The organism is Pseudomonas sp. P4_B4, from assembly GCF_056402255.1.
Genome location: NZ_JBFUHS010000004.1, coordinates 16,112 through 41,348 on the forward strand (window position 1 = coordinate 16,112; position 25,237 = coordinate 41,348).

Sequence of the window (25,237 nt, forward strand, 5' to 3'; positions counted from 1 at the left end):
AAATCATGACAGGTCAATTCCGCCGCTGGGACTCTGCCGAATACTTAAAGACCGAAGAGGACTTGGCTGATTATCTGGCTACTTGTATGGAAGTGGCGGGAGAGGATCCAGAATTCGTTGCCAAGGCGCTTGGGACAATTGCGCGTGCTCGCGGATCACACCCAATGTTCCCGAAAAGGGCTTGTGAGACTCTGAAGATCCTGGGCAACCAGCCATCGCAGAGCCAGACAGGTAAAGGGTGATGACAAGCCGACCTGCTTGTGACGGGGCGCCGAAAGGCGCCCTTCGTCTTTCTTACGCCAACACTTCCATCTGCAATCGTCGCCCGATGACATCCATCAAATCGCAGCCATCACGCAATGAAGTGACCAGCACCCGCGCCAGTTCGCTGTAAATGCCTTCGTCAAACGCAAGGCTTTCCAACAGTTGAGTCGCGGTGCGAATGCGGTAGGCCGCTGTTTCGTGCAAGACGTCCAGCGGTGCTTCGGTGTCGATCACCAACGATGCAATGGTGCAGTCGATGCCGGTGATAGGCATATATCGATCCATGACGAAAAACCTCCATTTGTAAGAACGCGAACACACCGTGCTCGCGGTTGGATGAACTTCAGGCGATCCCTAAGGTGGGTCCAGGTTGTCTAACGCTCGGTTTACCAGTAACTCGCCTAACACCGCGAGTTGCTGAATGGCCAGCGCCACGTTGCGACGCGAACCTTCTAGTTCACCAGCAAGATCGGTGGTCATGACATTCAGCGAGGCGAGGGTTTCGCAGGCATGGCAGAGCAAAGACTCGGTGTCGATACCCGGGACGATGGCGAACACGTGGCTAACAGGATCGGGGCGGTCCGGGTTGCGCAGTCGAGCACTGACGAGACGTTCGGTGATATCGGAGAGTTTGGACAGTTCGACGAAGTCAGCGGGTGGAAGGTCTGGCGATTGCGAAGGGTTGGGGGTGGTCTTTTTCATCGTGGTGCTCCCTGCAGGGTTTAAGAAAATATCAAACCAATGCTGCTCAGCAGCAGTTTTTAATAGTTGGACTAGGGTGGGTATGCAGGTGGATGTATTACCAGAAAATTCTGATTTATTAATCAAAAAAATGAACATTGGTTAAATTAAATGATTCAAAATTTGTATTGCGTAGGAGTCGTCTTACATTGTTTTTGAGTGCTGTTGCTTTTCCTGTTTGTGTAAGTTTTTTCTGTAGGTTAAGTCCGCAATAGATTGTTGTGGATCTATTGTGGGTGCCTTCCGATTAGGATGTCGGAAATATCCCGGTGGAAATATTATTTAACGGTTGTCGTGCGCGTTTTTTATATTTGCTTTTGTACCGTGCTTCGCTATGTAGGATGCTGGTCTCACAAGAAGCCTCGGTAGCGGTCAAGCCGTAGCGGCTACCTGATGTAATCGGAAATGTGAGTGGTAAGTTTGATGTACAAAAAAGAAAAGACGGAAAATCTGAAAAACAATATCAAATACTTGATAAAAAGCCGTGGGGAGACGCAGCTGTCGCTGTGTAATTCCAGTGGTTTGACCAGAACTACGATATATAACATTCTCGAAGGGAGGGTTGTAAACGTTCAGCAGTCGACGATTCGCAAAATTTCTGATTTTTTTGGTGTGTCATATAAAGAGATAGAAACTGTTGATTTTGAAGAGAGAGAAATAATTGAAAGCGATGTTTCTCCGGAAGGGAATATGAATCCGGCCGCTGTTCCTGTGATCAAGGAAAGCGATTTGATTCGGAGTTTGGATAAAAGAATTGGCGAGCTCTGCACGATTTACCCGTTGACATACTATTTTGGAGCGGCTTGCAATTTAATAGGTGTTCTTCTGGAAAATGAAATTGCCGGTGTAAATGACTCGGGAGATTTGTTGATCGTAAAGAAAGGTCTGTCGATTTGCGGTAAAGATCAGTTGGTGTACGACACCGAGATGAAGAGGCTGCGTATAACAGCTGAATGTTGTGTTGAGTCAGATGTTGTTCGTGTTGTAGGCGAAATCATAGAGGAAAGATTTAATGGATAGTGATTGTGAGAACAGTAAGTATAAGTTGTTAGGTTTTGAGAGTAATAAAAGTCTAGCTGTAATTATGGTTATCTCTACTGGGAAAGTCATTAAGATTAAGATAGGTGAAGTCCTGAAGAGCGAAATTATAGACGATTTAAATAAGTCTGAAGTTAAAGATCTGTACAAAAAATATTACTCGGCTGGAGCGGCATTGACCACTTATGAGCTACATGATCGCCACGAACGCTCGTGGATGGTTTATGTTGTTTTGAATCTTCTTCTGCTTGCTTTGTACATATTTTCAAATATTGGTGCCACAAAGCTTGTTTATTTGGAAGTGTTTGATCTTGTTGTCACTCCAGGGGTGTTTTTATTTCCGTTGACGTTTTTGATAGTCGATATGTTAAATGAATTTTATGGGCTTCGACTTGCAAGGAAAGCAATATTGTTTGCATTTGCAAGCAATGCCTTAATTATCGTTTTGTTGAGTGCTGTGGCGCACCTTCCTGGATTGCCTGGGTGGGAATTAGATGTTCCTTATGGTGCAGTTGTAGCTCAGGTTTCGTCGGTATTGGTGGCATCGTCTGTTTCATTTCTCTTTTCTGAATACGTAAACTCATATCTGTTGTCTAAAATAAAAGAGCTGACAAACTCTCGGTTTTTGTTTTTGCGGGTGTTTTTCAGCACTTTTTTTGCGGTGATAATAGATAGCTTTATTTTTTGCTATATCGCATTTTATGGAGTTATGACGAATGCCGAGGTACTTTCAATCATTTCTGTTCAGGTCGCTATAAAAATGTTTTTTGCTTTCTTTAATGTTTTGCCTGCTTATGGCGCAAGATCATTGTTCAAGCGGTTTGTGGCTGAAGGGCAGGTGTCGTGAGAAGGATCATTTTTAATGACCCTTCTTGGACGGCAGGAAACCTAGTTCAGATTTAGCTTGTTTTTTAGGCTGCTCAGAATTTCTGTTTTGTTTTCCAAATAAGTGCTGAGCCCTTTTGTACGAAGGCTGCATGCGTCGCAGTTCCCGCAACCGTTTCCCTTGACGCCGTTGTAGCAAGTCAGCGTGTTGTCGCGAATCAGATCGAGTTGTTTGTGGTGGTCAGCCAGCGCCCAGGTTTCTGCCTTGTTCAAGTACATGAGTGGAGTTTCAATGCGTAATTTGTAATCCATGCCCAATTCAATTGCGTTATTCAGTGATCTAACAAAATCATGTCGGCAATCCGGATACCCCGAGAAGTCCGTTTCACAACCCCCCGTAATGACGGCCTCAGCGCCCACCTGATAGGCATAAATAGAGGCTAAGGTTAAAAACAGAATGTTCCTGCCTGGCACGAAGGTGTTGGGCACACCGCCGTCGGTGCTGTTTGCGCTAGGCACTGGAATGTTGTCGCGTGTCAGGCTGCTGATAGCCAAGTCATTCAGCAACGAAGCGTCCAGTACCTTATGCGCTGTCACGCCAAGCTTTTTTGAGAGTTGCTGCGCCACTTCAATTTCCGCTCGATGACGCTGGCCATAGTCAAACGTAATGCAGTGGATTTCGTCGTATTTCGGTAAAGCGTGGATCAAGCAGGTCGTTGAGTCTTGCCCGCCACTAAAAGCGATAACGGCCTTTTTTGTCATGGTTTGTTCTTCCTTGGGATGCCCTGACGGGGTGTCTGGGGGCATTGACCCTACCGGGAAGCTCAAACGCTGACTGTGGGACGTTTCCGAATTTACGTACTCCGGTTTCCGGTTATGTCATTTCTTTGCGGGACAATGTTTGTGGCGAGGGAGCTTGCTCTTGCGGGGTCGGGCTGGCGCTCCAGCGCGCAGCGACCTCAAAGGGGGCTGCTTCGCAGCCCAACGGGGGCAAGCCCCCTCGCCACATTTATCGCGTAGGGCTCAAGACCAGCGCTTGAAAATCAGCGAAGTATTCACCCCGCCAAACGCAAAATTATTGTTCATCACGTACTGGTTGCTCATCTGCCGAAACTCGCCGCGCAGGTAGTCGAGCTTGCCGCAGTGCGGGTCGACTTCGTCGAGGTTGAAGGTGTGGGCGTACAGGTCGCGGTTCATCATTTCAATGCTGAACCACGACTCCAGCGCACCGCAGGCGCCGAGGGTGTGGCCGAGGAAGCTTTTCTGCGAGCTGATCGGCATGTGTTCGCCGAACAGGCTGCTGGTGGCCAGGGTTTCGGCGATGTCGCCCTGTTCGGTGGCGGTGCCGTGACCGTTGACGTAGCCGATGTCCGAAGGTTTCAGCCCGGCGTCTTCCAGGGCCAGTTCCATGGCCCGGCGCATGGTGATTTGTTCGGGACGGGTGGTGTGCTGGCCGTCGGCGTTGCTGCCGAAACCGACGATCTCGGCATGGATGCGCGCGCCACGGGCCAGGGCGTGTTCCAGTTCTTCGAGCACCAGCATGCCGCCGCCTTCGCCGATCACCAGGCCGTCGCGTGCGGAGTCGTAAGGGCGCGGGCTGCGTTGTGGGGTGTCGTTTTTCAGGCTGGTGGCGTAGAGCGCGTCGAAGACCATGGCTTCGGTCGGGCACAGTTCCTCGGCACCGCCGGCGAGCATCAGTGGCAGGCGCCCGAACTTGATCGCCTCGTAGGCATAGCCGATGCCCTGGCTGCCGCTGGTGCAGGCGCTGGACGTCGGGATCAGGCGACCGGTGAGGCCGAAGAAGATGCTGATATTGGCTGCCGTAGTGTGCGGCATCATGCGCACGTATGAGTTGGCGTTCAGGCCTTCGGCCACCGAGTTGAGCAGCATGTTGCCGAACGCCTTGATCTCGTCGGTGCTGCCGGTGGAGGAGCCGCAGGCGACGCCCATGCGCCCGTCCTTGATCGACTCGTCGCCCAACAGGCCGGCGTCGGCCAATGCCATCTCCGCCGCACCCACAGCCAGCCGTGAAACCCGGCCCATGCTGCGCAGTTGCTTGCGGGTCCAGTGGCTCGGCACCTTGAAGTCATCGATGGGGCCAGCCAGGCGCGTGTTGAGCTCGGTAAAACGATCCCACTCGTCCATCCGGCGGATGCCGCTGCGGTTGGCCGCGAAGTTGCCGGCGATGGTCTCCCAGTCGCTGCCCAGTGAGGTAATGCCGGCCATGCCGGTGACGACGACGCGCTTCATCAGCACAGGCCTCCGTTGACGGCCAGAACCTGCCGGGTGATGTACGAGGCTTCCGCCGACATCAGGAAATTCACCGCGCCGGCCACCTCTTCAGGGGTGCCCATGCGTTGTGCGGGGATCATTTTCATCAGTTCTTCCACCGGCACGTTTTCGTCGAGCATGGCTGTGTCGATCAGGCCGGGTGCGACACAGTTAACGGTGATTTTGCGCTTGCCCAGCTCGATCGCCAATGCCTTGGCCGCGCCGATCAACCCGGCCTTGGAGGCGCTGTAGTTGACCTGGCCACGGTTGCCGATCAACCCGGATACCGAGGTGATGCAGACAATCCGCCCGGCGGCGCGGCGACGGATCATCGGCATCATCACCGGGTGCAGCACGTTGTAGAAACCGTCGAGATTGGTGCGCATCACCACATCCCAATCCTCCTCGCTGAGGGCCGGAAAGGCTCCGTCGCGGGTCAGGCCGGCATTGAGCACCACGCCGTAATAGGCGCCGTGGATTTCCACGTCGGCTTCGAGAATTTCTTTGCAACGGGCGCGGTCGGACACGTCGAACTGCAGGATGCGCGCACGACGGCCCAAGGCCTCGACTTCGGCCCTGACAGCTTCGGCGTCCGCCAGGCCGCTGCGACAATGCAACACGATGTCGTGCCCGGCCTGGGCCAGGCGCAAGGCGATGGCGCGGCCGATGCCACGGCTGGAACCGGTGACCAGTACGGATTCAGTCATCACTGGACTCCTTCGGGTTCATGGAGATATTGAGCGGCCTGGGGTGGGCGGAATACGTTCAGACGAGCGGTAACATGGATCCCGGGGGCGTTGATGTGGCACTCGAACACGCCCATGCCGTTATCGTCTTCCAGGGAGCGAATCCCGTGGATGGTCAACTCGGTGCCGGCCGGAAAACTTTCGACGTTGCATTCGAATTTTCGGCTGCCGAGCAGGAAGCCCAACTCCACCGCATCACCGCGCTGGCGCGCATGGCAACCGGCGAAGGCGGCCACGCTCTGGGCCATCAGTTCGATGCCGACCCAGGCCGGCAGGCTGCCGTCGGGGAGATTGAACAGGCCATCGGGCTTGACGGTCAGGCGCGTGTGAATCTGCTCTTCATCGAACGCCAGGATCTGATCGATAAGGATCATGTCGCCAGCGTGGGGCAGCAGTTCGGCGATCGGCCAGTCAATCATGGGGCGTCTCCGATAATCAGGCTGACGTTGTTACCACCGAAGGCAAAGGAATTGCTCATCAGGTAGCGGGGTGCAATGGACGTCAGGCGAGTGGCCGGGGTCACCCATTGCAGCGGCGGCAATTCGGGATCGGGCTGTCCGTCCCAGACGTGGGGCGGCAGGGCATGCCCGAGGTTGTCGGCGCTCAGGCTCAACCAGCAGAACGCCGCTTCCAGCGCCCCGGCGGCACCGAGGGTGTGGCCGGTCATGGGTTTGCTCGACGAACTGGGCACGCCGGCCGGGAACAGTGTCGCCACGGCCTGGCTTTCCATGGCGTCGTTGTGTTGGGTGGCGGTGCCGTGCAGGTTCAGATAAGCGATCTGCTCCGGTTGCAGGTTGGCGCGGCCCAAGGCTTTGCGCATGGCTTGCAGGGCGCCACGCCCGGTCGGCTCCGGGGCGGATATGTGATGCGCATCGGAACTGGCGCCGCTGCCGAGCAAGGCAATCGGTTGGTTGTCGCCTGCACGTTTGGTCATCAGGAACAGCACCGCCGCTTCGCCAATGTTGATGCCATTGCGGTTCACCGAAAACGGATTGCAGCGTTGTTCCGAGACCGCTTCCAGCGCCGAGAAACCGTTGAGGGTCAGCTTGCACAAGGTGTCGACACCACCACACAGCACCGCGTCGCAAATGCCCAGGTCCAACAGGCGCTGGGCGCTCATCAAGGCCCGGGCACTGGAGGTGCAGGCCGTGGAAATGACATAGGCCGGCCCGCTCAATTGCAGCCACTCGGCGAGGAAGTTCGCCGGTGCCCCGAGTTCCTGTTGCTGATAGTCGTACTCGGCAGGGAACTGTTTTTCGCGCAGGTAATGCGCCAGGCCCTGGCTGGCCTCGTCGATGCCCGAGGTGCTGGTGCCCAGCACGACACCGATGCGGTCACGGCCGTAGGTCTGGATCGCGCTGTCGATCTGCGGGCGGATTTGCAGCGTGGCTTCGAGCAACAACTGATTGTTGCGACTGTGATGGCGCGACATCTCGGCTGGAATGGATGCCAGTTTGCCCTGGACCGCACCGACCGGCAGCGTGCGTTGCGGCACCCACCCGGCTTGCTCGCGCATGCCGCCGCAGTCGCCGGCAAACAGGTTGCGGGCAACCTCCTGCTTGTCGCGGCCCAGCGCGCAGACCAATCCGAGGGCATTGAGGTAAGCGGTCATGGCGTTTCACCGCTCAGGGGGGTGACTTGATAGGCCGGACCATGCGGTAGCTTCAATTCAAAATTCTGCGGTTGTGCGTAGTGGATGTCCCAGCGCTCGGGCAGGTACCGTTGCCTGCCGTGCTGCCAGGCGCCGGGATAATTGGCCGCCAGTTCATCTTGCGGCGTCAGCGCAAACAGCAGCGCCGCGAACAGCTCCCGGGCTCGCGGATTGGGCGGTAGTAAACCATCGGACTCCCAGGTTTTATCGACCAATTTCTGGCGGGCCTGGGGAATGCCCAACAGGTCCATCATCGACCAGCGGATACCCGCCTCTTCACGCTGGATCACCAGCACCCAGTCCTCGCGTTCGTCAGCCTGCCCGCGCTGGATGTGCAATTGCAGCGGCAGCGGCAGATCCGGATTGTGCTCGGGCAGCGGCGCCCGGCCGGCGCAGGCGCTCAGCAGCAGGGTTGCGGCGATCAACAGATATCGCATAGCACCGTTTCCCCCACAGGCTTGGTGTTTCAAGCGGCTGGCAATGAACATCACACAGTTCCTTCAAAAGGTTTGCGCGCCACCACATTGACCAGGGTTTCTTCCCGTTGGCCAAAGGGTTTTGGCTTGCACACACCCAAGTGTTCGAGCAGGCCGAAATCCTTGGCGCGACTCCACCACAGGTACGGATAAGACACGTTTTGCGCGGTAAATTCGAAGCCCTGCTGGCCAATCATTTGCAGGTACTGCGCAGCGCTTTTCTGCACGTGCATCGGGTGGCGGAACAACCAGCGGATCACCCAGGTATCAATGTAAGCCTCGGTGGATTCGGCGAACAGCAGATAACCACCGGGTTTGAGCACGCGGTAGAACTCGGCCAGTGCCTGTTCCTGCTCCACCAGATGATGGAAGGTCTGGTGACAGAACAGCAGGTCGATACTGGCGTCCGGCAGGTCGAGGCTGGCGCAGTCGCCGCCGATCAACTCCACTTCCATGCCCTGTAGGGCCGCTTCTGCGCGGCTCTGGTTAAGGCTCTGGGGATCAGCATCGATGCCAATTAGACGACCGGGCGCAAAGGCCTGGCGCAGCAGCGCGAATGACTTGCCCTGGCCGCAACCGGCATCCAGCAGCACCGGGCTAACCGGTAGCGCTTCGCTGAACAGGTTGCGCAAATCGTCGATCGCCAACCGCAGCACATAGTGTTGCCAGATCTGGCTGCGCAGGAACCACAACCCGAAACGGGTCTCTTCGACGTACTTGTCGCTCAAGTAGTTCATGACGCATCCCTTGCACAGAATTCGGATATCGCCTTCAACCGGCGCCTGGCTTCGCTGACGAACGGGTTGCTTGGGTCCCAGGCATATCCGGCAAGAATGGAGCTGATCATCCCGCGGATTTCCGGTGAACTGCTCTCATGGAAAATCACATCCTGGAAGGTCCCGGCGTACCAGCCTTCGACATAGCAACGGAATGTGTCGACGCCGCGCTTGAGCGGTTCGGCGAACTCGGTTTGCCAGTCGACGGCTTCGCCTTGCAGCTGACGGTGCAAAACCCCGGCGGCCATGCTCGCCGAACGCATGGCGATGGTCACGCCGGAGGAAAACACCGGGTCGAGGAATTCCGCGGCATTGCCCAGCAGCGCGAAGCCCGGACCGTGCAGGGTTTTGACGTTGGCCGAGTAACCGCCGATGGTTCGGGCCTCGGTGTCCCACTGCGCATTTAGCAACACGCCAGCCAGGCTTGGCGTCTCGGCGATAAAGCTGCGCAGGCACTCATCCAGATTGTCGCTGCGGCCGGCGAAACGTTCCTCTGTGGCGACCACGCCGACCGAGCAGCGCCCGTTGCTGAACGGGATGGTCCAGAACCATACGTCGCGCTGGGTCGGATGAGTGGTCACGAGGATCTTGCTGCGGTCGAAGGTCGGGAGGTCGATACAGTCTTCGACGTGAGTGAACACGGCCTGACGCACCGGGAAGTTCGACGGCGCCTCGAGGTCGAGCAAGCGCGGCAGCACGCGCCCATAACCACTGGCATCGAGCAGGAAATCGGCTTCGACGCGATACTCGCTACCGTCCTCGCGGCGCACGCCGAGCTGCGGTTTTCCGGGGGCAATGTCGACGCTGACGATGGTTTCGCCATAGCGGATCTCCACGCCTTGCAGCGTGGCCTGATCGGCCAGCAGCTTATCGAAATCGGCGCGCTGGACCTGATACGTCGTCGATTTGCCGTGGCTGAACGTCTCGCCGAAATCGAACGCGCTGTAGCGCTCGCCCCAGGCAAACGCGGCACCGGTTTTCAGCTGGAAGCCGGCGGCGTTGACGGCGTCGAGCATGCCCGCTTCTTCGACGAAGTCCAGGCAATGGGCCAACAGGCTTTCACCGATGGAAAACCGTGGGAAATGCTGACGCTCGATCACCAGCACATCGTGTCCCTTGCGCTTGAGCAGCGCGGCGGCGATGGCACCGGATGGACCGGCGCCGATGACCACGACCTGACGACATTCCATTTCAACGGTTGGCATGGGGGCTCCTTGCCGGGACAGCGGCTTTCAGGGGGATTCGGTGCATGCCGGTCAGGGCTGGTAGCAGTGTAGCGATCAGGCCCATGAGCATCAGGCCAAAGTACAGCGGCGGGCTGATGAGTTGCTGTTGCAGCAGCAGGTTGAGAAAAACGATCTCGCTCAAGCCGCGGATGTTCAGCAGCACACTTTCCCGCCAGCGGCTGGCGCCTTGGAACGAGGCCCCGGCCCAGCCGAGGCCGAGCCAGTTACCCAGCAGTTTGCTCAGCATCGGCAACAGCAGCAGGGCGAGCAGTTGCACCCAGCCGAGGCTGTCCATCGCGCTGTGCACGTTGATCTGCACGATGCCGAACGTGAGGATCAGCGGGATGGCGATGTACGTCTGCAAACGGCTCATCCACACGGCTGGCAGCGGCAGGAGCAGTGGTGCTTTCAGCGCGGCCATGATCAACACATAGCCGATGCCGAAAATCAGCGCATTGAGCTTGTAGTGTTCAGCGACGACCAGCAGGGCGAAAAAGCACAGGCTGTAAAGCCATGTCTGGCGCAAGCCGAGCAACCGCAGCAGCACCGGCAGGCACGCACCGGCCAGGGGCAGCAACAGGCTGCTCAAGTGCAGACTGCCCTGGGCGATGCCGAATAGCGTCCAGCAGGAGAGGTCGATGAGGATCGCAGTTTGCACCAGTCGCCGGGTGGCGGCGGGTGGGTAATCGATGTGCCGCAGGTACAGGTACAACACCGGAATCGCGGTGATGGCGAACAACAGGCCGACGGCCAGCGAGCTGATCCACGGTTGCGGCGGCAATAACCAGATCGCCGTGGCCAGGCCGCAGGCAAACGGAATGCAAAAGCTGGGCAGGGCGATTTTCAGGCTTTGGCGATCCAGTTGCAGGTCGATCACATCGCTGAGGATGTAGCCCAGCAGCAGGGCAAAGCTCAGGCTGTAGAGGTTCTTCAGCCAGCCTGGCGACACCAGCAGCGCACCGCTCAATTGCCAATGGGGCTCGATCCAGAAATACATCAACAGCGGCAAGCCGAGGGTCGCCAGCAACAACTGGCTGACGATGGGAATCAGGCCGAAATGGCGGCCGACGCGGGTCGCAAAGGCAAACAACACCAGCGCCATCACCCAGAACAGAACGACCATCATGTTGCCCGCTCCACGGCCGTGGGCTCATGCACCTGGCGACCGGCCCAGGGCGCGAGCAGGAAGCTGAAGATCAGGCCCAGGCTCACCGACAGTCCGAAGTTGCTCACCGCCGGGGTGCTCGACACCGCCAGCAGGCCGAACGACAGCCAGGTGGTCAACGCCGCCAGCAAAGTACCCAGCAGGCTCACGGCTGCGCCGCCGACCTGTTCGCGCATCAGGATCGCGTAATCGACGCTGATCGCCGTCACCAGCAGCAGGCCGAACAGGCTGAACAGGGTCAATGGCTGCCCCAGCCAGCCGAGGCTGGCCAGGCTGCACAACGCCGCCAGCAGGGGCAGGGACACGATACGCAATGCGCCGCCGAGGCCGAATGGCAGGATCAGCACCAGCACGATCAACACGCAGGAGGCGAGTTTCAGTTCCGCGGCACTGATTTGGGTGGCCGCGAAGACGTTGTTCAATTCACCCAGTCGATCCACCAGTGTCACGCCGGGTAAATCCTCACCCTGGAGCCGCAGCAGGGCCGGGTTGTTGATGCCTTGCAGGCTGACCATCGCCGCGACGCCGTCATCGGTCGGCCCCAGCCACAGAGGCCGGTAGGGTTCTGCCAACGGGCCGCTGAGCGCTGCGTCGATGTCCACGGTCGGCAATGCCTGTAGCTTCGTCAGCTCGGCTTGCAGCGCCTCGGCCGGTACGCCGATGTCGAGCAATGGTTGCCAGAACGAAGGCAGTTTGTTCAACGCCTCGCGCACCTGTTGCTGTTCGTTCGGCGGGCTGACCAGTTGATTGAGCGACAGATAACCCTGGAGCTTTTCCAGGCCAATCAATTGATCCAGTCGCTCTCTCAAGGCGGTTTGGCGTTCGAGCAACTGCTGCTGATTGGCGGCGCGTATCAGGAAGAACTGGCTGGTGGGCTGATAGCCGGTGATCCGGGCAATGGTCCGGGCTTCGTCGGTCAATTGTTGCGGCGCGCTGATCCACTGGCGGATGTCGTTTTTGCTGCTCAGCTGCAACAGGCCGCCGACGCAAAAGGCAATCAGCAGTGCCAGCAAGACTGGCGTTTTCAGCTGTTTGAGCAGCGCTTCACGACAGTCCAGCAATAACTCGCAAATGCGCAATGGCCACTGCGCCGGGCGCAGGTCTACGCCCTTGAGCAATGCCGGCAACAGGCACACGGCGGACAGATAGGCGCCGAGCAAACCGGCGGCAGAGAATGCGGCAATCTGGGTCAGTGCCGGGAAGGGTGTCCAGGCCAGGGCCAGATAACCGATGCCGCTGGTGATCAGGCTCAGGGTCAATCCGGGCAAGGTCATGCGCAGGGCAGGCCAGCTGTGCCAGGGTTTTAGGCTCCAACTCTTGGACAGGTAGTGCAACGGGTAATCGACGGCAACACCGATCAGGCTCGAACCCAGCACCAGGGTCATCACGTGCATATGGCCGAACAACGCTACGCAGGCCACCGCACCGAAGAGCATCCCGACCAGCACCGGCACGAAGGCCAGCAAGACGCGCCAGCGCCGGAAGGCCAATAGCAGCAACAGCAAAATCCCGACGGTGGCACCGCCACCGACCCAGGTCATCTCCCGGGCAGCCTGCTGTTGCCCGCTGGCTGCGTACAACAGGCCGCTGGCGGCGAGCAGTTGCACGTCGTGCCGGGTGGCTTCTTCGCGGCTGTGCTCGAGCAGGTCGGCCACTTGCAGCGGCAGGTTCATGTCGAAGGCGTTGCCGGTGGTGCGCGCGCGCAGCAGCACCCAGCTCTTGCCATCGGCATCGGCGACCAGGGCGCCGCTGCCGATGTCCAGTTGTACCGAACCGCGTTGCGGCTGGCTGTTCTGTATGCGCCCGGTCAGGCCCAGCCAGTCGTCCTGGCTGGGCACCAGGCTATAGCCGTTGAACGGGTCGAACAACGCCTGCACCCGTTGCTGGATAAAGGTGTCGGGGTGCTCGATCAGCAGTTGTCGGTCCGCTGCCTGGAGCATCGCCAGGCGACCTTGCAGCAACTGCGTGCGCAGCGCCGGCAAGTCGGCTTGCAGGGTCCACTGGACCTTTTCGAACAAGCCGCTGGCCTGCCATTGCTCGCCGAGTGTCTGCGCCATGGCGACGGCCTGCTGGCGATCGGTGTGGCCGACCAGCACCAGCATTTCGCGGTTCAACGGTTCTTGCATGCGTTGTTCGGCGCGCAGTTCCAGGGCATCGGGCGCCGTGCCGGGCACCAGATCCATCAGGTTGGCCGACAGCGGCGCGGCGTCACGCCATTGCCAACCGGCGAGCGCCAGTACTGCCAGCAGCAGGAGCAGAAACAGCCGTGGCAACCACCGTTCACTCGGCAAAGTCATGTTGCTCCGCGTCGCTCAATGGTTGGGCGCTGGTGCTGTCCTGCATGCGCAACAACGTACTGTCGCCCTGGGTTTCGAGCAGTTCGATGCTGTGCACCAGTTCTGCGCCGGTAATGTTGATCTGGTTGAACACCTGCTTGAGCAGCATCGAGCGCGGCAGCAGCGTGAGCTTCCAGTTCTGCGCATCGCCGCTCAGGGACAGCTCGAAATCCCGTTGCAGGCCACTGCTGTCGCCTTGCAGCACGGCGAGGAATAAACGGTTCTGCTCGGCACCGGCGCTTTTGCCCGGCAGCATTTGCCAGACAATGCCGTCACGCCGGGCAATGCCTTTGGTGGTGATGCGATAGTCCTGTTGCAGTGGCGTTTTCAGCAGCCACAACAGGCCGTGGTTCTTTGCCAGCACGAACGTGCCCTTGCTGGTCAACGGCTGGGGCAGGGCGCGCAGGTGTTTTTCCTGGATGAAACTGCCGTGGATCACCTCGGGCCGAGCCAGTTGATCGCTGAGTTGTTGCAGGTCGAAGGCATGGGCCAGTCCAGGAATGCCCAGTAGCACGCAGAACACTGTAGGAGCGAGCTTGCTCGCGAAAAACCTGAGGGCGCCGCGGACTGTCAGGTGCCCAGTGTCATCGTTAACGACCATCGCGAGCAAGCTCGCTCCTACAGGGGAGCGGGAGGGGCAGAAAATCATCGCAGAGCTCTCTCTACGGCGTCGGTGAACACTGTCGGCGAGGCCAGTTGCATCTCGCGGCTGGCGATGTCGACGGCCACCTGTACCGACAGGGCCCGGGTCAACCGCTCACCGGTTTGCAGGTCGCTGATCAGGTAGTTGATCTTCAAGCGGTTCTCCCACTCCACCAGGTTGGCACGCACGTTGAGTGTCTGGCCGAACACCGCACCGCGCACGTAGCGCAATTGCAGGTCGATCACCGGCCATGCATAGCCGGATTCGTTCATCGCGGTGTAGTTGTGGCCGATCTTGTCCAGCAGCGCACAGCGGGCGACTTCCAGGTATTTGACGTAATGGCCGTGCCAGACCACGTGCATGCTGTCGACATCAAAGAACGGTACGACGATTTCCGTGTCGGTGTAGAGAAATCCCTTGCTACGCATGCAGCCTCCAGTGTTGTTCGGCGATGCGTTGCAGGCACAGGCGCAATTCGCCTTCCAGCGCGCGGTCTTCGATGACCGGTGGGAAGTCCTTGGCCAAGGCTTCATGCATGGCGGCCAAGGCGGGTGGCAGTGGTCGTGCATCTTCGGCCTGGCCGCGCAGCCAGACGCCCTGATTGGCCGCCAGCAGCGTGGCGGCCGCCACCTGTTCGGTGAGTTCCAGCACGCGGATCGCGTCCCGGGCGGCGATGGTGCCCATGCTGACTTTGTCCTGGTTGTGGCATTCGGTGGAGCGCGAGAAAACGCTGGCCGGCATGGTGTTTTTCAGCGCTTCGGCGGTCCAGGCGCTGGTGCCGATCTGCACCGCCTTGAAGCCGTGGTTGAGCATGGCGCGGTCGGCCGTGGCGCCCGACAGATTGCTCGGCAAGCCATGGTTGTAGCGCTCGTCCACCAGCAGCGCGAGTTGCCGATCCAGCAGGTCGGCGACGTTGGCCACGAGGTTTTTCAGGCTGTCCATGGCGAACGCGATGTGGCCGCCATAGAAGTGCCCGCCGTGCAGCACGCGCTCGGCTTCGGCGTCGATGATCGGGTTGTCGTTGGCGCTGTTGAGCTCGATTTCGATGAACGAGCGCAGCCAGTTCAGGCTGTCGGCCAGCACGCCCAGCACATGGGGCGCGCAGCGCAGGGAATAGCGGTCTTGCAGGCGATGCAGCGGCGCGGTCGGCGCGTCAATGGCCAGATCCTGGCGCAACCACGCGGCGACCTGCATCTGCCCCGGGTGTGGCTTGGCGGCGAACAGGCGCTCGTCGAAGTGCTCCGGGTTGCCTTGCAGGGCGACCACGTTCAGCGCGGTGATGCGCGTGGCCAGATGCAGCAGGTAATCGGCGCGTGCGTACGCCAGGCAAGCCAGACCGGTCATCACAGCGGTGCCGTTCATCAATGCCAGGGCTTCTTTCGGACGCAACACCAGTGGCTGCCAGCCGAGTTCGCGGTGCACATCGGCAGCCTGCCGGCGCTCGCCGCGGAACATCACCTCGCGTTCGCCGGACAGTGTGGCGGCAACGTACGAAAGCGGCGTCAGGTCACCACTGGCGCCCACCGAACCTTCTTCCGGAATCAGCGGCAGGATGTCGTGTTCAAGGAACGCCTGCAGGCGCTCCAGCAGCTCCACGCGCACTCCGGACACACCGTGGCACAACGACTGCAAACGCGCCGCCAGCACCGCGCGGGTGGCCTGGGCGTCGAGCAGTTTGCCCAGGCCGCAGCCGTGGAAGGTGTACAGGTGACGGGGCAGCGCCTCGACGTGATGCAGCGGCACCGCGACCACGCAGGAATCGCCGTAACCGGTGGTCACGCCGTAGATCACGCCTTCCTTGTCCAGCAGAGAGTCCAGAAAACGCGCGCCCTTGGCGATGCGCTCGCGGTAGGCGGGATCGCTTTGCAACTGCGTCGGCACCTTGCGGTTGGCCAGTGCCAGCACGTCTTCAATGCGCAAAGGGTGTTCGCCGAAGGTTACCGGCTCAAGCGTTGGCGTCGTCATCGGTCTTCCAGAAAGGGTAAAAGTTGAACCATTGTTGGGGCGCTTCGAGGCAATAGTGACCCAAGCGTTCGGCGTAGCGGGAGGTCCACTGATGAATGACCTGTTCGCGGTCGCTGCGCTTCCAGGTGATTGCGTCAGCGAAGGGTTCAATGCTCAGTCGATAGTCGCCGTCGGGCTTTTTCAGGCACAGCAGCAGGTTGACCGGGCATTTCAGTAGGCCGGCCAGCAGCCACGGGCCCTGGGGGAACCTGGCCGGATGACCGAGGAAGTCCACGGTCGCGCAACGTCCGCCATGCAGCGGCACGCGGTCGCCGGCAATCGCCAGCCACTCGCCGCGCTCCAGGCGTTCACTCAGTTGCAACATGATCCCGGGGTCCAGTTCGCTGACCTGGATCAGGCGCAAATTGGTCGCCCCGGCTTCGCCCAGCAAACGGTTGAACTGTTCGGCGTGCTTGGTGTGCACCAGCACGTTCATCGTGACCTTCTCGCCGATCTCCGCCAGTGCGCGGCAGACTTCCAGATTACCCAGGTGTGCGCCCACCAGCATCTGCCCACGGGCACCGCGCAACTGGTCACGCAGCAGCGCCGGGTCGATGATTTCGATTTGTTCGATGCTCAGCTTGCCGTTCCAGACGTCGAGTTTGTCGAGCATGGAATCGGCGAAGGCCATGAACTGGCCGAACACCCGCCAATGGCTCGGGCGCAATTCGCTGCGACCGCTCCATTCGGTCAGGCGTTGCTGGTATTGCCAGGCACTGTGTCGAGCGCTGCGGCCGAACAGGAAAAAGTACAGCACGATGCCATACAACACTGGGCTCAGTACCCGACGGCCCAGCACTTTGGCGCCGAACGCGGTGAGCTTCATCAGCCAGAAACTGCCCCGTTCTTCGCGGTCGGCCCAATGCTGCTTGTCTGCGCTCATGCCCGCCACCGTCGCCAGAGGATCACTGGCGCACGCAGTAACATGCCGAAGAACAGTCGCGTGTGCATGCTGGAAATCAGGACGTTGTCGTGGAACATCCGAAAATGCGAAACGCCGTCCAATGGATAGTGGACCTTGGTTTGCAGCCATTGCATCGGCTGATTGCGCCAGGCCAGGCGCACCAGAATGTCCGAGTCGAAGTCCATGCGCTTGCCGATTTTCGCTGATTCGATCAATGCCAGGACTGGCGGCAATGGGTAAACCCGGAAACCGCACATGGAGTCGCGAATCTGCAACGACAGGGTGTTGATCCAGACCATGACGTGAGTCAGGTAGCGCGCATACAAACGGCCCTTCGGCACGCTGGCGTCGTATTGCGGATAACCGCAAATCACCGATTGTGGGTAGCGGCGCGATTGTTCGATGAAGCGTTTGACGTCCTGCAAGTCGTGCTGGCCATCGGCATCCACCTGCAAGGCATGGCTGAAACCCAGGCGCGAAGCTTCGCGCAAGCCGGTCATGACCGCGCCACCCTTGCCCTGGTTTTCGGCGAGGCGGATCAGGTAAACCATGTCACGTTGGGCCAGGCGATCCAGCACCCGGGCGCAGCGCGGGCTGCTGGCATCGTCCACCAGGATGCACGGCAGATGGCTGGCGATCAGCGCATCGACCACCGTGGTGATGGCAGTTTCATGGTTGTACACCGGGACGATGGCGCAGGGGCTATGCATGCGCCGCCTCCAGCAAGACCCGCCCGCTTGAGCAGGTGGCGGTTTCGTTGCGATAGGCGAAATACAATTTGCCGCGCGCCGGATCGAAGCGCAGGTGCAGCTGGATTTCATCTCCCGGGCGCACCAGTTGCTGGAACTTCAAGACTTCCATGCCGGCGAATTTTTTTGGCAGGTTCATCAGTTGCTGGCCCAGGCTCAGCGCCCAGTCCACCTGCACCACGCCAGGCAACACCGGCGCCTTGGGGAAATGCCCGCTGAAATAGGCCAGGTCCGGTGGCACGGCCAGTTGCAGGCTCCACTCGCCATTGCTTTCGACTTGCTCCAGCACCTCGGGCGCTTTTGGACGCGGCGCCAACAGCAGGGCGTCGACGTCGGCCTGGGGCAGTTTGCCCTGAGTGTTCAGCGGCAGTTGTCGCAGCAGGCGCCAGCGTCTCGGCAGGGCCAGCGCTTCGCAGTGTTGGCTCAGTTGCTGGCGCAATTGCTCGGTGAGGCTGCGTCGGCCCTGATTGCGCAGCACATGCAAACCGGCCTCGCTCAGCACCAACAACGCCCCCAGGGAGGCGCGGTTTTCCTGAACGACGCCGAGCCGCGCTTCGACGACCCATTCATGGGCTGTCAGCGCCTGTTCCAGCATCGGCAGCGAGATGCGTTTTTCTTCCAGTTTGACGATCCGGTCGAGTCGCCCAAGCAATTCGAAGCGGCCATCGACGGCGATGCGTGCTGAATCGGCAGTGTGTTCGACATGGCCATTGGGCAAATACGGCGAAGCGATCAGCAGGGCGCCCTCACTGTCTTGGGTCAGCGTGACATCGGCAAAGGGTTGCCAGAGTTCCGCGCCCTGACGCCAGGCGATGCCGCCGGTTTCCGAACTGCCGAAGATTTCCGTTGGCCATTGCCCCAGACGCTCATGCAGGTTCTGTGCGGCCTCGACCGGCAATGCGCCGCCGGAGGAAAACACCCGGCGTACAGAACTCAAGGCCGGCCAGTCGAGGTTGTCGCTCATGCGCTTGAGCAGCGCCGGGCTGGCCACCCAGGCGAAAGCCGGGTACTCGCGGCTGGCGCGTTGCAGGTCTTCCGGAAAGGCCAACTGCCGACGTACGAACGGGCGCCCGGCGCACAGCGGCCACAGCACCCGAAACAGCAGACCGTAGATGTGCTGGGTGGCGACGCTGCCAATGATGCATGCCGGGCCCAGGTCGGCGCCCCACAGCTGTTCCAGGGCTTCGACTTCATTGGCCAGTTGGCGCAGGTTTTTTTCGATGCGCTTGGGTTCGCCACTGGAGCCGGATGTGCACAGGCTGAGTCGGCAGTTATCCAGGTCCAGCGCGGCGGCACTGAGCGGCGGCTGTTGGAGGTCGCCAAGGTGCGCATCGTCGGGCTGATCGCTCAGCCACAGATCAACTTCAACTGACCAGCGTTGGCGGGTCTGCGGTTGCAGGTCGGACGGCAGCAGCACGCTGACCCCGGCACGCCAGGCGCCGAGCAGGGCAATCGCCAGGTCGGCGGCATCCTCAAGGTGCACGGCCATCTGCCGGACACCCCGGGCTTGCAGGCCGGCGGCCAGGCGCAGTGCCTGTTCGCACAGTCGGGCGTGATCCAGTGCCGGAGCAGTCGTTACGGCACGCTCCACCTGGGCCTTGAGCAGCAGGAGCTCAAGTTTTATCCAATTCATGGGTGGCCTCGTACCCTAAGTCGTATGAGCCATTCAATGGCAAACATCAGGCCTATCAATCCGTAGGAAATCAGGCCGGTGTACAGCGTCCACCAGCTCAGCGGTGCCCAGAGGGTAAGGACGGCGGCACACAAACCGTTGCATAGAAAAAAAACGCTCCAGGCGATGGTTACCTGACGGGTATAGCGAATGCCCTCGGCCGGCAATTGCGGCTCGCGTACCCGGGCCAGGCGTTCAACGATCGGTGGGCCGAATGTCAGGCTCGATCCGAACAGCACCAGCATGAAGCTGCTGATCAACACCGGATACCAGCGCAGCAGCGCCGGGCTGTCGAATAGCGCCAGCAACAGACAGAACACAATGGCCACCGTGGCCATCCACAGGCTGCCAGGCCGTCGTTTGCCGGTCAGCGCCCGGGCCAGCCACAGTCCGCCCAGCAGCAGCCCGAACTGCCACGGGGCGAAATGCTCCATGCCGAAATACACCGCAAAGGGATACAAAAGGCCCACCAGCAGCAGGCCGAGGCCAATCAGTCGATTCATGCGGCCGGTTGAACCAGACGGTAGACCGCCTCGACCACGTCACTGACGGTACGCACCGATTTGAATTCTTCGGCGGCGATTTTCTTGCCGGTCTGACGTTTGATGTGATCAATCAGGTCGACCGCGTCGATGCTGTCGATTTCCAGGTCCTGATACAGGTTGGATTCCAGGCTCACACGCTCCGGGTCCAGTTCGAAGAGCTCGACCAAGGCATCGCGCAGGGTGTTGAAAATGTCGTCACGAGTTTGCATGGTCCGGTCTCAAGCTGCCTGTTTTGCGGTGACGAACGCCGCAAGGCTCGCCACGTTACTGAAGTGATTACGTGTGTCCTTGGCATCGGCGTCGATTTTGATGCCGTACTTTTTCTGGATCGCCAGGCCCAGTTCCAGGGCGTCCACCGAGTCCAGGCCCAGGCCTTCGCCGAACAGGGTCTGGTCATTGCCGATGTCGTCGGCACTGATGTCTTCCAGGCCAAGGGCGTCGATGATAAGCATTTTGATATCACGGTGCAGATCGCTCATCTTCGGCGAGCTCCTTAATAAAGTAAGAATGTAGATATTCGTTGAGCTTGCGCGAGGCCTGCGGAGCCGGCCCCTGCGTGGCGAAGGTCTGTGGGTCTATATCGGCCCCGACCCGGAAACTGAAGTGCACGCGCCGCTTGGGGATGCGATACCAGGGTTCGGCCTTGGTCAATGTGGTCGGGCTGACCTTGATAATGACCGGGGTGAGGATTTTCGCACCACGCAGGGCGATTGCCGCGCCGCCCCGATGAAAGGCCGGCGGCTGGCCGGGTTGGGTGCGCGTACCTTCGGGGAAAATGATCAGGGTCTGGCCGTCTTTCAGCGCGTCGGCAGCGGCGTCGAGCATGTCCATGCTGCCGTCGTTGCTGATGTATTCGGTGCAGCCCAGCGGTCCGCGGGTGAAAGGGTTTTCCCAGAGGCTTTGCTTGACCACGCAGTTGGCGTGACGCACCAGGCCGATCAGAAACACCACATCGATCAGCGACGGGTGATTGGCAATGATCATTTGTCCCGGACGACCGAGTTTTTCCGCGCCTTCAATGTTGTAGGTCAGCACCCCGGTACGGGCCATGAAACGCACAAAAATCCAGAAACAGCGGCTGACCGTTTGCCGGGCCCGCAGCCGATGGGTCCGGGCGTCGCCCGGCAGGCAGTTCAGCACGGGGAAAATCACCAGGCGCAGGCACAGCCCGCCCAGCCCGAACAGGGCAAAGCTCGCGGCGGTGGCCAGCAAGCGCCAGTAATAGGCGTCGCGGTTTTTCTCGGTCACGGGTTGCGTTGCCAGGTCCATACACGATTTTTCCAGGCATGTTGGCAGGTGGTTTGCTGGCCGAGCAGCGCACACAACAGATTCAGCGCGTGGGGCCAGCGGGATTTGGACAACGCATCCGAGGAGCTGTTCAGGGACAACTGCCAGTCGGTGCCAGGGGTAATCAGCAGGCCGACGGCATAAGGGAACGGCACGTCGTCGATCCAGGTTGAGTAAGCCTCGGGCGGCTGCTCTTCGGTGACCACCAGCAGTACCGCGCGAGCACCTTCAGCCAGCAGCGCGGCAGCTTCCAGCATGCCATGTTCCAGGCCATCGCCTGCGGCAGCCAGGGCCGTCATTTCGCTGGTTTCACCTCGCATGATCGACCACAAGCCAATGATCGCGTTATGCACGGACAAGCTGAACTGGGTCGGCGACAGCGGCTGATCGGCGGCCAGATCACTGAGAATGTCGACCGTGCGGGGCGTTTCGCCGTGACGGGAAACAAAGACCAATGGCAGATCCTGCCGACCTTCGGCCAATGGCCAGCCGACACTGAAGGCCATCCGCGCCAGACGGCTGAGTCGCCGACGCTGCATGGCCGGCAGAAAGGAAACGTCGGGAGCGGCATCGCTGTCCGGCAGCACGACCGGTTGTCGGCACCAGGCCTGCCAATCGGTCACGCTATCAAGCCCGGGGGCCCAGGCGCGCCATTGGGCGATGTTGAAGTTGATCACAGACATTCATCCCACCCTCACGGGCTTACTTGACGCGGGGGAGTGGCCGAGAGCCGGAACTTACCCTGCGTGGCGTTTGGCGCCGAGTGGGGCGCATTATCCCGGTGCCGGGAACGTGTAGCAAATGCTGGTTACATTTTGCTCAGCAAGCTGAAGCGGCTGGCTCGCAAAAATTGAACGATTGGTAATTATTCACAGAATTATGACTCCGTCTGTCGGTTCTGGCGTTGAATCACCGAGCCGTTCAGGGTTTTTCAAGCAAGAGAAGGCAACTGACTGTGTAGTCCATTTGCCGACAAGGTAGCGAAGCAACGCGGTGGACCACTACACTCGGTCATTCTTTGGTACACGGAGGTTTTGACATGCGGCGCGTGGTGTTCAATCAGAAAGGTGGCGTTGGCAAATCCAGCATTGCCTGCAATCTGGCGGCGGTCAGTGCCAGCGAGGGTTTTCGCACCTTGTTGGTGGATCTCGATGCCCAGGCCAACTCCACTCAGTACCTGACGGGGCTCACTGGTAACGACATCCCGATGGGCATCGCCGATTTCTTCAAGCAGACGCTGTCTTCCGGGCCGTTCTCCAAAAAGAATCAGGTCGACATCTACGAAACCCCGTTCGATAACCTCCATGTCATTACCGCCACCGCCGAGCTGGCGGACTTGCAGCCAAAGCTTGAGGCCAAACACAAGATCAACAAGCTGCGTAAGTTGCTTGAAGAGCTGAGCGAAGACTACGACCGGATTTACCTCGATACCCCGCCAGCGCTGAATTTCTATGCGGTTTCAGCGTTGATTGCCGCCGATCGTGTATTGATCCCCTTCGATTGCGACAGTTTTTCACGCCAGGCACTGTACGGCCTGATGGCGGAAATCGAAGAGTTGAAGGACGACCATAACGAAGGCCTGGAAGTCGAAGGCATCGTCGTCAACCAGTTCCAGGCCCGCGCCAGCCTGCCCCAGCAAATTCTCGATGAACTGATCGCCGAAGGCCTGCCGGTGTTGCCGGTGTACCTGGCCAGCTCGGTACGCATGCGCGAATCCCACCAGGCCAATACGCCGCTGATCCATCTCGACCCGCGGCACAAGCTGACCCAGCAGTTCGTAGAGCTGCACAACCTGCTGGAAAACGCCTGATTTTATTGACTGCACATAACTCTGTAGGAGCGAGCTTGCTCGCGAAAGCGGTGTATCAGGCGACATCTTTCTTGAATGTCAGTCCGCCTTCGTCGGATCGCCGCCCGGAGCAAGCTCGCTCCTACATCCCCTGACTACGCAACCAGCTCATCAGTTGCGGTAGCGGGAAAGCCCCGCTCTGCCGTGCGACTTCCCGGCCGTTCTTGAACAGGATCAGGCTCGGAATCGAGCGAATCCCCAATTGCGCCGACAACTGCTGGTTCGCCTCGCTGTCCAGCTTGGCCAGCCGACACTTGCCCGCCAGTTGGCCGGCCGCTTGCTCGAACACCGGTGCAAACGACTTGCACGGCCCGCACCAGTCCGCCCACACGTCCACCAGCAGCGGCAGATCGCCCTTGATCTGGCTGGCATAGTCACCTTGCTTCAATTCAAACGGTTTGCTCAGCAGGACTTCGGCCTTGCAGCGCCCGCATTTCGGGTGGTCGTTGAGGCGCTCGGCGGGAATGCGGTTGAGGCCGTTGCAATGGGGGCAGGGGATGAGGAGTGGGTCGGTCATGACAAGTCGTCCAGTCGAAAGCGAGTGATCCTAATATGGAGACTGACCTCCAGATTTTCAATTGTGCAGTGCCTCACGACGAACAACTGATCTCCAGATGCTTGCCCCATTCTGGTGGTTGCTCGGCATAGCTTTCCATCCCCGGTTGTTCCTCGAACGGGTTGCTCAACACAGCGTGCAGCCGACGGACTTCCGAATAGTCGCCGCTCTGCGCCGCCTCGATGGCCTTTTGCGCCAGGTAGTTGCGCAGGATGTACAGCGGGTTGGCCGCGTGCATCCGCTGGCGGCGCTGCTCTTGATCCAGTGCGCCTTCACGGGCCACCCGGGCGACGTAGAGCTCGCCCCAGGCATCAAAGCCCTTGAGGTCGACAAAGTCGTCACGCAAGCGGGTGATGGCCTGTTCCGGCGCTTCATCACCCAATCGGCGGAAAAACAGGCTGTAGTCGACGCCGCTGTTTTGCATCAGTTGCAGCAGGTTCTCCAGCAGTTTCTGGTCGTCATCCTCCGCGGTGGTCAGGCCGAGGCGGCGGCGCATCAGGTCCAGGTAATGGGCCTGGAACAGCGGCAGGTACAGGCCGAGGGTTTCGCGCAGGGCTTCGACGCTGATGAACGGCGTCAGGGCCTGGGCCAGGGCGCTGAGGTTCCACTGGCCAATCGGCACCTGATTGCTGAAGGAGTAGCGGCCCTGGTCGTCGGAGTGATTGCAGATGAAGTTGGCGTCGAAGTCGTCGAGGAAGGCGAACGGGCCGAAATCGAAGGTGATGCCCAGGATCGACATGTTGTCGGTGTTCATCACCCCGTGGCAGAAGCCATAGGCCTGCCATTTGGCGATCAGTTCGGCATTGCGCTCCACCACTTCGCGGAACATCGCCAGGTACGGCTCCGGTTGTTCCAGGCACTGCGGGAAGTGCATGGCCAGCACGTGATCACCCAGCTCTTTCTGCTGCTCGGGGCGCTTGGTGTAGTAGAAATATTCGAAGTGCCCGAAGCGCACATGGCTCGGCGCCAGGCGCAGGACCATGGCCGCGCGCTCCTGCTTTTCGCGCCACACCGGGGTGTCGGAGCCAATCACGCACAGGGCGCGGGTGGTCGGGATATTCAGGGCATTCAGGGCTTCGGAGGCGAGAAATTCGCGGATCGACGAGCGCAGTACCGCCCGGCCATCGCCCATGCGTGAAAACGGCGTCTGGCCGGCGCCCTTGAGGTGCAAGTCCCAATGTTCGCCGGCTTCGTTGTACACCTCGCCGAGCAACAGGCCGCGACCGTCGCCCAGTTGCGGGTTGTAGGAACCGAACTGATGCCCGGAATAGACCATCGCCCTTGGGATCGCGTCGGCCCAGAGCTTGTGGCCGCTGAACAGTTCGGCGAACTCCGGGGTTTCGGCCACGACCGGGTCGAGGTCCAGCAGCGCCATGGCGGCGGGGCTGGCCACGACCAGGCGCGGATTATCGATGGGCTCGGGTAGCACATGGGCGGAAAACGCATCGCCCAAACGGTCGAAGCGGTTATCGAAAGTGAGTTCGTCGAGGGCTTTCAAGGGCCGGCTCCAGCA

General features: G+C 59.9%; 29 protein-coding genes. 4 read left to right on the forward strand and 25 right to left on the reverse strand.

Annotated features, from left to right (window positions below):
• Positions 1 to 5: 5 nt before the first annotated feature.
• Complete coding sequence (locus tag AC1DVE_RS06395; RefSeq protein ID WP_223534709.1) at positions 6 to 242, forward strand: helix-turn-helix domain-containing protein; 237 nt, start codon at positions 6 to 8, stop codon at positions 240 to 242.
• 52 nt (positions 243 to 294) lie between these two features.
• On the opposite strand, the gene AC1DVE_RS06400 is transcribed toward AC1DVE_RS06395, so the two are convergent.
• A complete protein-coding gene (locus AC1DVE_RS06400) occupies positions 295 to 549 on the reverse strand; it encodes a hypothetical protein (RefSeq protein WP_223534712.1) in 255 nt (84 codons plus the stop codon).
• A gap of 69 nt (positions 550 to 618) precedes the next feature.
• On the reverse strand, positions 619 to 966 hold the full coding sequence (locus tag AC1DVE_RS06405) for a DUF6124 family protein (protein ID WP_223534714.1): 348 nt from the start codon (positions 964 to 966) through the stop codon (positions 619 to 621).
• Between the two features lie 462 nt (positions 967 to 1,428).
• Here AC1DVE_RS06405 and AC1DVE_RS06410 point away from each other — a divergent pair, with 462 nt between their 5' ends.
• Together AC1DVE_RS06410 and AC1DVE_RS06415 are read left to right on the forward strand one after the other, a co-directional pair.
• Entirely contained in the window at positions 1,429 to 2,025 is a 597-nt protein-coding gene (locus AC1DVE_RS06410) for a helix-turn-helix transcriptional regulator (RefSeq protein WP_477783848.1), read from the forward strand.
• Positions 2,018 to 2,890: a queuosine precursor transporter gene (locus AC1DVE_RS06415; RefSeq protein WP_477783849.1), complete on the forward strand. Its 873-nt coding sequence runs from the start codon at positions 2,018 to 2,020 to the stop codon at positions 2,888 to 2,890. The genes AC1DVE_RS06410 and AC1DVE_RS06415 overlap by 8 nt, the downstream gene beginning before the upstream one ends.
• Positions 2,891 to 2,931: 41 nt before the next feature.
• Here the strand turns inward: AC1DVE_RS06415 and queC are convergent, their stop codons facing one another.
• The 21 genes from queC to AC1DVE_RS06520 form a co-directional block, all read right to left on the reverse strand.
• The gene (gene queC / locus AC1DVE_RS06420; protein WP_477783866.1) at positions 2,932 to 3,630 is read right to left on the reverse strand and encodes a 7-cyano-7-deazaguanine synthase QueC; all 699 of its coding nucleotides are present in this window, start codon (positions 3,628 to 3,630) and stop codon (positions 2,932 to 2,934) included.
• Between the two features lie 261 nt (positions 3,631 to 3,891).
• Positions 3,892 to 5,118, reverse strand: a complete 1,227-nt coding sequence (locus tag AC1DVE_RS06425) for a beta-ketoacyl-ACP synthase (protein WP_477783850.1) — start codon at positions 5,116 to 5,118, stop codon at positions 3,892 to 3,894.
• Positions 5,118 to 5,846, reverse strand: coding sequence for a 3-oxoacyl-ACP reductase FabG (gene fabG, locus AC1DVE_RS06430; protein ID WP_223532283.1), 729 nt, complete (start codon positions 5,844 to 5,846; stop codon positions 5,118 to 5,120). The genes AC1DVE_RS06425 and fabG overlap by 1 nt, the downstream gene beginning before the upstream one ends.
• Positions 5,846 to 6,304, reverse strand: coding sequence for a hotdog family protein (locus AC1DVE_RS06435; RefSeq protein ID WP_223457687.1), 459 nt, complete (start codon positions 6,302 to 6,304; stop codon positions 5,846 to 5,848). The genes fabG and AC1DVE_RS06435 overlap by 1 nt, the downstream gene beginning before the upstream one ends.
• Positions 6,301 to 7,497: a beta-ketoacyl-[acyl-carrier-protein] synthase family protein gene (locus AC1DVE_RS06440; protein WP_223457688.1), complete on the reverse strand. Its 1,197-nt coding sequence runs from the start codon at positions 7,495 to 7,497 to the stop codon at positions 6,301 to 6,303. The genes AC1DVE_RS06435 and AC1DVE_RS06440 overlap by 4 nt, the downstream gene beginning before the upstream one ends.
• On the reverse strand, positions 7,494 to 8,024 hold the full coding sequence (locus AC1DVE_RS06445) for a hypothetical protein (protein WP_223457690.1): 531 nt from the start codon (positions 8,022 to 8,024) through the stop codon (positions 7,494 to 7,496). Before AC1DVE_RS06445 ends, AC1DVE_RS06440 begins: the two co-directional genes overlap by 4 nt.
• Entirely contained in the window at positions 8,024 to 8,749 is a 726-nt protein-coding gene (locus AC1DVE_RS06450; RefSeq protein ID WP_223457692.1) for a class I SAM-dependent methyltransferase, read from the reverse strand. Before AC1DVE_RS06450 ends, AC1DVE_RS06445 begins: the two co-directional genes overlap by 1 nt.
• Complete coding sequence (locus AC1DVE_RS06455; protein ID WP_223457694.1) at positions 8,746 to 9,993, reverse strand: NAD(P)/FAD-dependent oxidoreductase; 1,248 nt, start codon at positions 9,991 to 9,993, stop codon at positions 8,746 to 8,748. Before AC1DVE_RS06455 ends, AC1DVE_RS06450 begins: the two co-directional genes overlap by 4 nt.
• Positions 9,980 to 11,137 carry a sodium:proton antiporter gene (locus tag AC1DVE_RS06460; RefSeq protein ID WP_477783867.1) on the reverse strand — a complete coding sequence of 386 codons (1,158 nt, stop codon included), beginning with the start codon at positions 11,135 to 11,137 and terminating at the stop codon, positions 9,980 to 9,982. Before AC1DVE_RS06460 ends, AC1DVE_RS06455 begins: the two co-directional genes overlap by 14 nt.
• Positions 11,137 to 13,476 (reverse strand): MMPL family transporter, encoded by a 2,340-nt coding sequence (locus AC1DVE_RS06465; protein ID WP_477783851.1) that lies wholly within the window; start codon positions 13,474 to 13,476, stop codon positions 11,137 to 11,139. Before AC1DVE_RS06465 ends, AC1DVE_RS06460 begins: the two co-directional genes overlap by 1 nt.
• The gene (locus AC1DVE_RS06470; RefSeq protein WP_477783852.1) at positions 13,460 to 14,164 is read right to left on the reverse strand and encodes an outer membrane lipoprotein carrier protein LolA; all 705 of its coding nucleotides are present in this window, start codon (positions 14,162 to 14,164) and stop codon (positions 13,460 to 13,462) included. The genes AC1DVE_RS06465 and AC1DVE_RS06470 overlap by 17 nt, the downstream gene beginning before the upstream one ends.
• Complete coding sequence (locus tag AC1DVE_RS06475; RefSeq protein ID WP_223457699.1) at positions 14,161 to 14,586, reverse strand: acyl-CoA thioesterase; 426 nt, start codon at positions 14,584 to 14,586, stop codon at positions 14,161 to 14,163. The genes AC1DVE_RS06470 and AC1DVE_RS06475 overlap by 4 nt, the downstream gene beginning before the upstream one ends.
• On the reverse strand, positions 14,579 to 16,123 hold the full coding sequence (locus tag AC1DVE_RS06480; protein ID WP_223542827.1) for an HAL/PAL/TAL family ammonia-lyase: 1,545 nt from the start codon (positions 16,121 to 16,123) through the stop codon (positions 14,579 to 14,581). The genes AC1DVE_RS06475 and AC1DVE_RS06480 overlap by 8 nt, the downstream gene beginning before the upstream one ends.
• Entirely contained in the window at positions 16,104 to 17,045 is a 942-nt protein-coding gene (locus AC1DVE_RS06485) for an LpxL/LpxP family acyltransferase (RefSeq protein ID WP_223457703.1), read from the reverse strand. The genes AC1DVE_RS06480 and AC1DVE_RS06485 overlap by 20 nt, the downstream gene beginning before the upstream one ends.
• Entirely contained in the window at positions 17,042 to 17,776 is a 735-nt protein-coding gene (locus AC1DVE_RS06490; protein ID WP_223457705.1) for a glycosyltransferase family 2 protein, read from the reverse strand. The genes AC1DVE_RS06485 and AC1DVE_RS06490 overlap by 4 nt, the downstream gene beginning before the upstream one ends.
• Positions 17,769 to 19,448 (reverse strand): acyl-CoA synthetase family protein, encoded by a 1,680-nt coding sequence (locus tag AC1DVE_RS06495; RefSeq protein WP_223457707.1) that lies wholly within the window; start codon positions 19,446 to 19,448, stop codon positions 17,769 to 17,771. Before AC1DVE_RS06495 ends, AC1DVE_RS06490 begins: the two co-directional genes overlap by 8 nt.
• A complete protein-coding gene (locus AC1DVE_RS06500; protein ID WP_223457709.1) occupies positions 19,445 to 19,990 on the reverse strand; it encodes a COG4648 family protein in 546 nt (181 codons plus the stop codon). The genes AC1DVE_RS06495 and AC1DVE_RS06500 overlap by 4 nt, the downstream gene beginning before the upstream one ends.
• Positions 19,987 to 20,241, reverse strand: a complete 255-nt coding sequence (locus AC1DVE_RS06505; protein ID WP_007992314.1) for an acyl carrier protein — start codon at positions 20,239 to 20,241, stop codon at positions 19,987 to 19,989. Before AC1DVE_RS06505 ends, AC1DVE_RS06500 begins: the two co-directional genes overlap by 4 nt.
• 9 nt (positions 20,242 to 20,250) lie before the next feature.
• A complete protein-coding gene (locus AC1DVE_RS06510; RefSeq protein ID WP_008047930.1) occupies positions 20,251 to 20,511 on the reverse strand; it encodes a phosphopantetheine-binding protein in 261 nt (86 codons plus the stop codon).
• The gene (locus AC1DVE_RS06515; protein ID WP_223457712.1) at positions 20,492 to 21,301 is read right to left on the reverse strand and encodes a lysophospholipid acyltransferase family protein; all 810 of its coding nucleotides are present in this window, start codon (positions 21,299 to 21,301) and stop codon (positions 20,492 to 20,494) included. The genes AC1DVE_RS06510 and AC1DVE_RS06515 overlap by 20 nt, the downstream gene beginning before the upstream one ends.
• Positions 21,277 to 22,002: a beta-ketoacyl synthase chain length factor gene (locus AC1DVE_RS06520; RefSeq protein WP_223457716.1), complete on the reverse strand. Its 726-nt coding sequence runs from the start codon at positions 22,000 to 22,002 to the stop codon at positions 21,277 to 21,279. Before AC1DVE_RS06520 ends, AC1DVE_RS06515 begins: the two co-directional genes overlap by 25 nt.
• Before the next feature lie 356 nt (positions 22,003 to 22,358).
• Between AC1DVE_RS06520 and AC1DVE_RS06525 the strand changes: the two genes are divergently transcribed.
• The gene (locus tag AC1DVE_RS06525) at positions 22,359 to 23,129 is read left to right on the forward strand and encodes a ParA family protein (protein ID WP_008016979.1); all 771 of its coding nucleotides are present in this window, start codon (positions 22,359 to 22,361) and stop codon (positions 23,127 to 23,129) included.
• Positions 23,130 to 23,250: 121 nt separating this feature from the next.
• On the opposite strand, the gene trxC is transcribed toward AC1DVE_RS06525, so the two are convergent.
• Together trxC and selO are read right to left on the reverse strand one after the other, a co-directional pair.
• Positions 23,251 to 23,685, reverse strand: coding sequence for a thioredoxin TrxC (gene trxC / locus AC1DVE_RS06530; RefSeq protein WP_223457718.1), 435 nt, complete (start codon positions 23,683 to 23,685; stop codon positions 23,251 to 23,253).
• A gap of 73 nt (positions 23,686 to 23,758) precedes the next feature.
• Positions 23,759 to 25,222: a protein adenylyltransferase SelO gene (gene selO / locus AC1DVE_RS06535; protein ID WP_223532277.1), complete on the reverse strand. Its 1,464-nt coding sequence runs from the start codon at positions 25,220 to 25,222 to the stop codon at positions 23,759 to 23,761.
• Between the last annotated feature and the right edge of the window lie 15 nt (positions 25,223 to 25,237).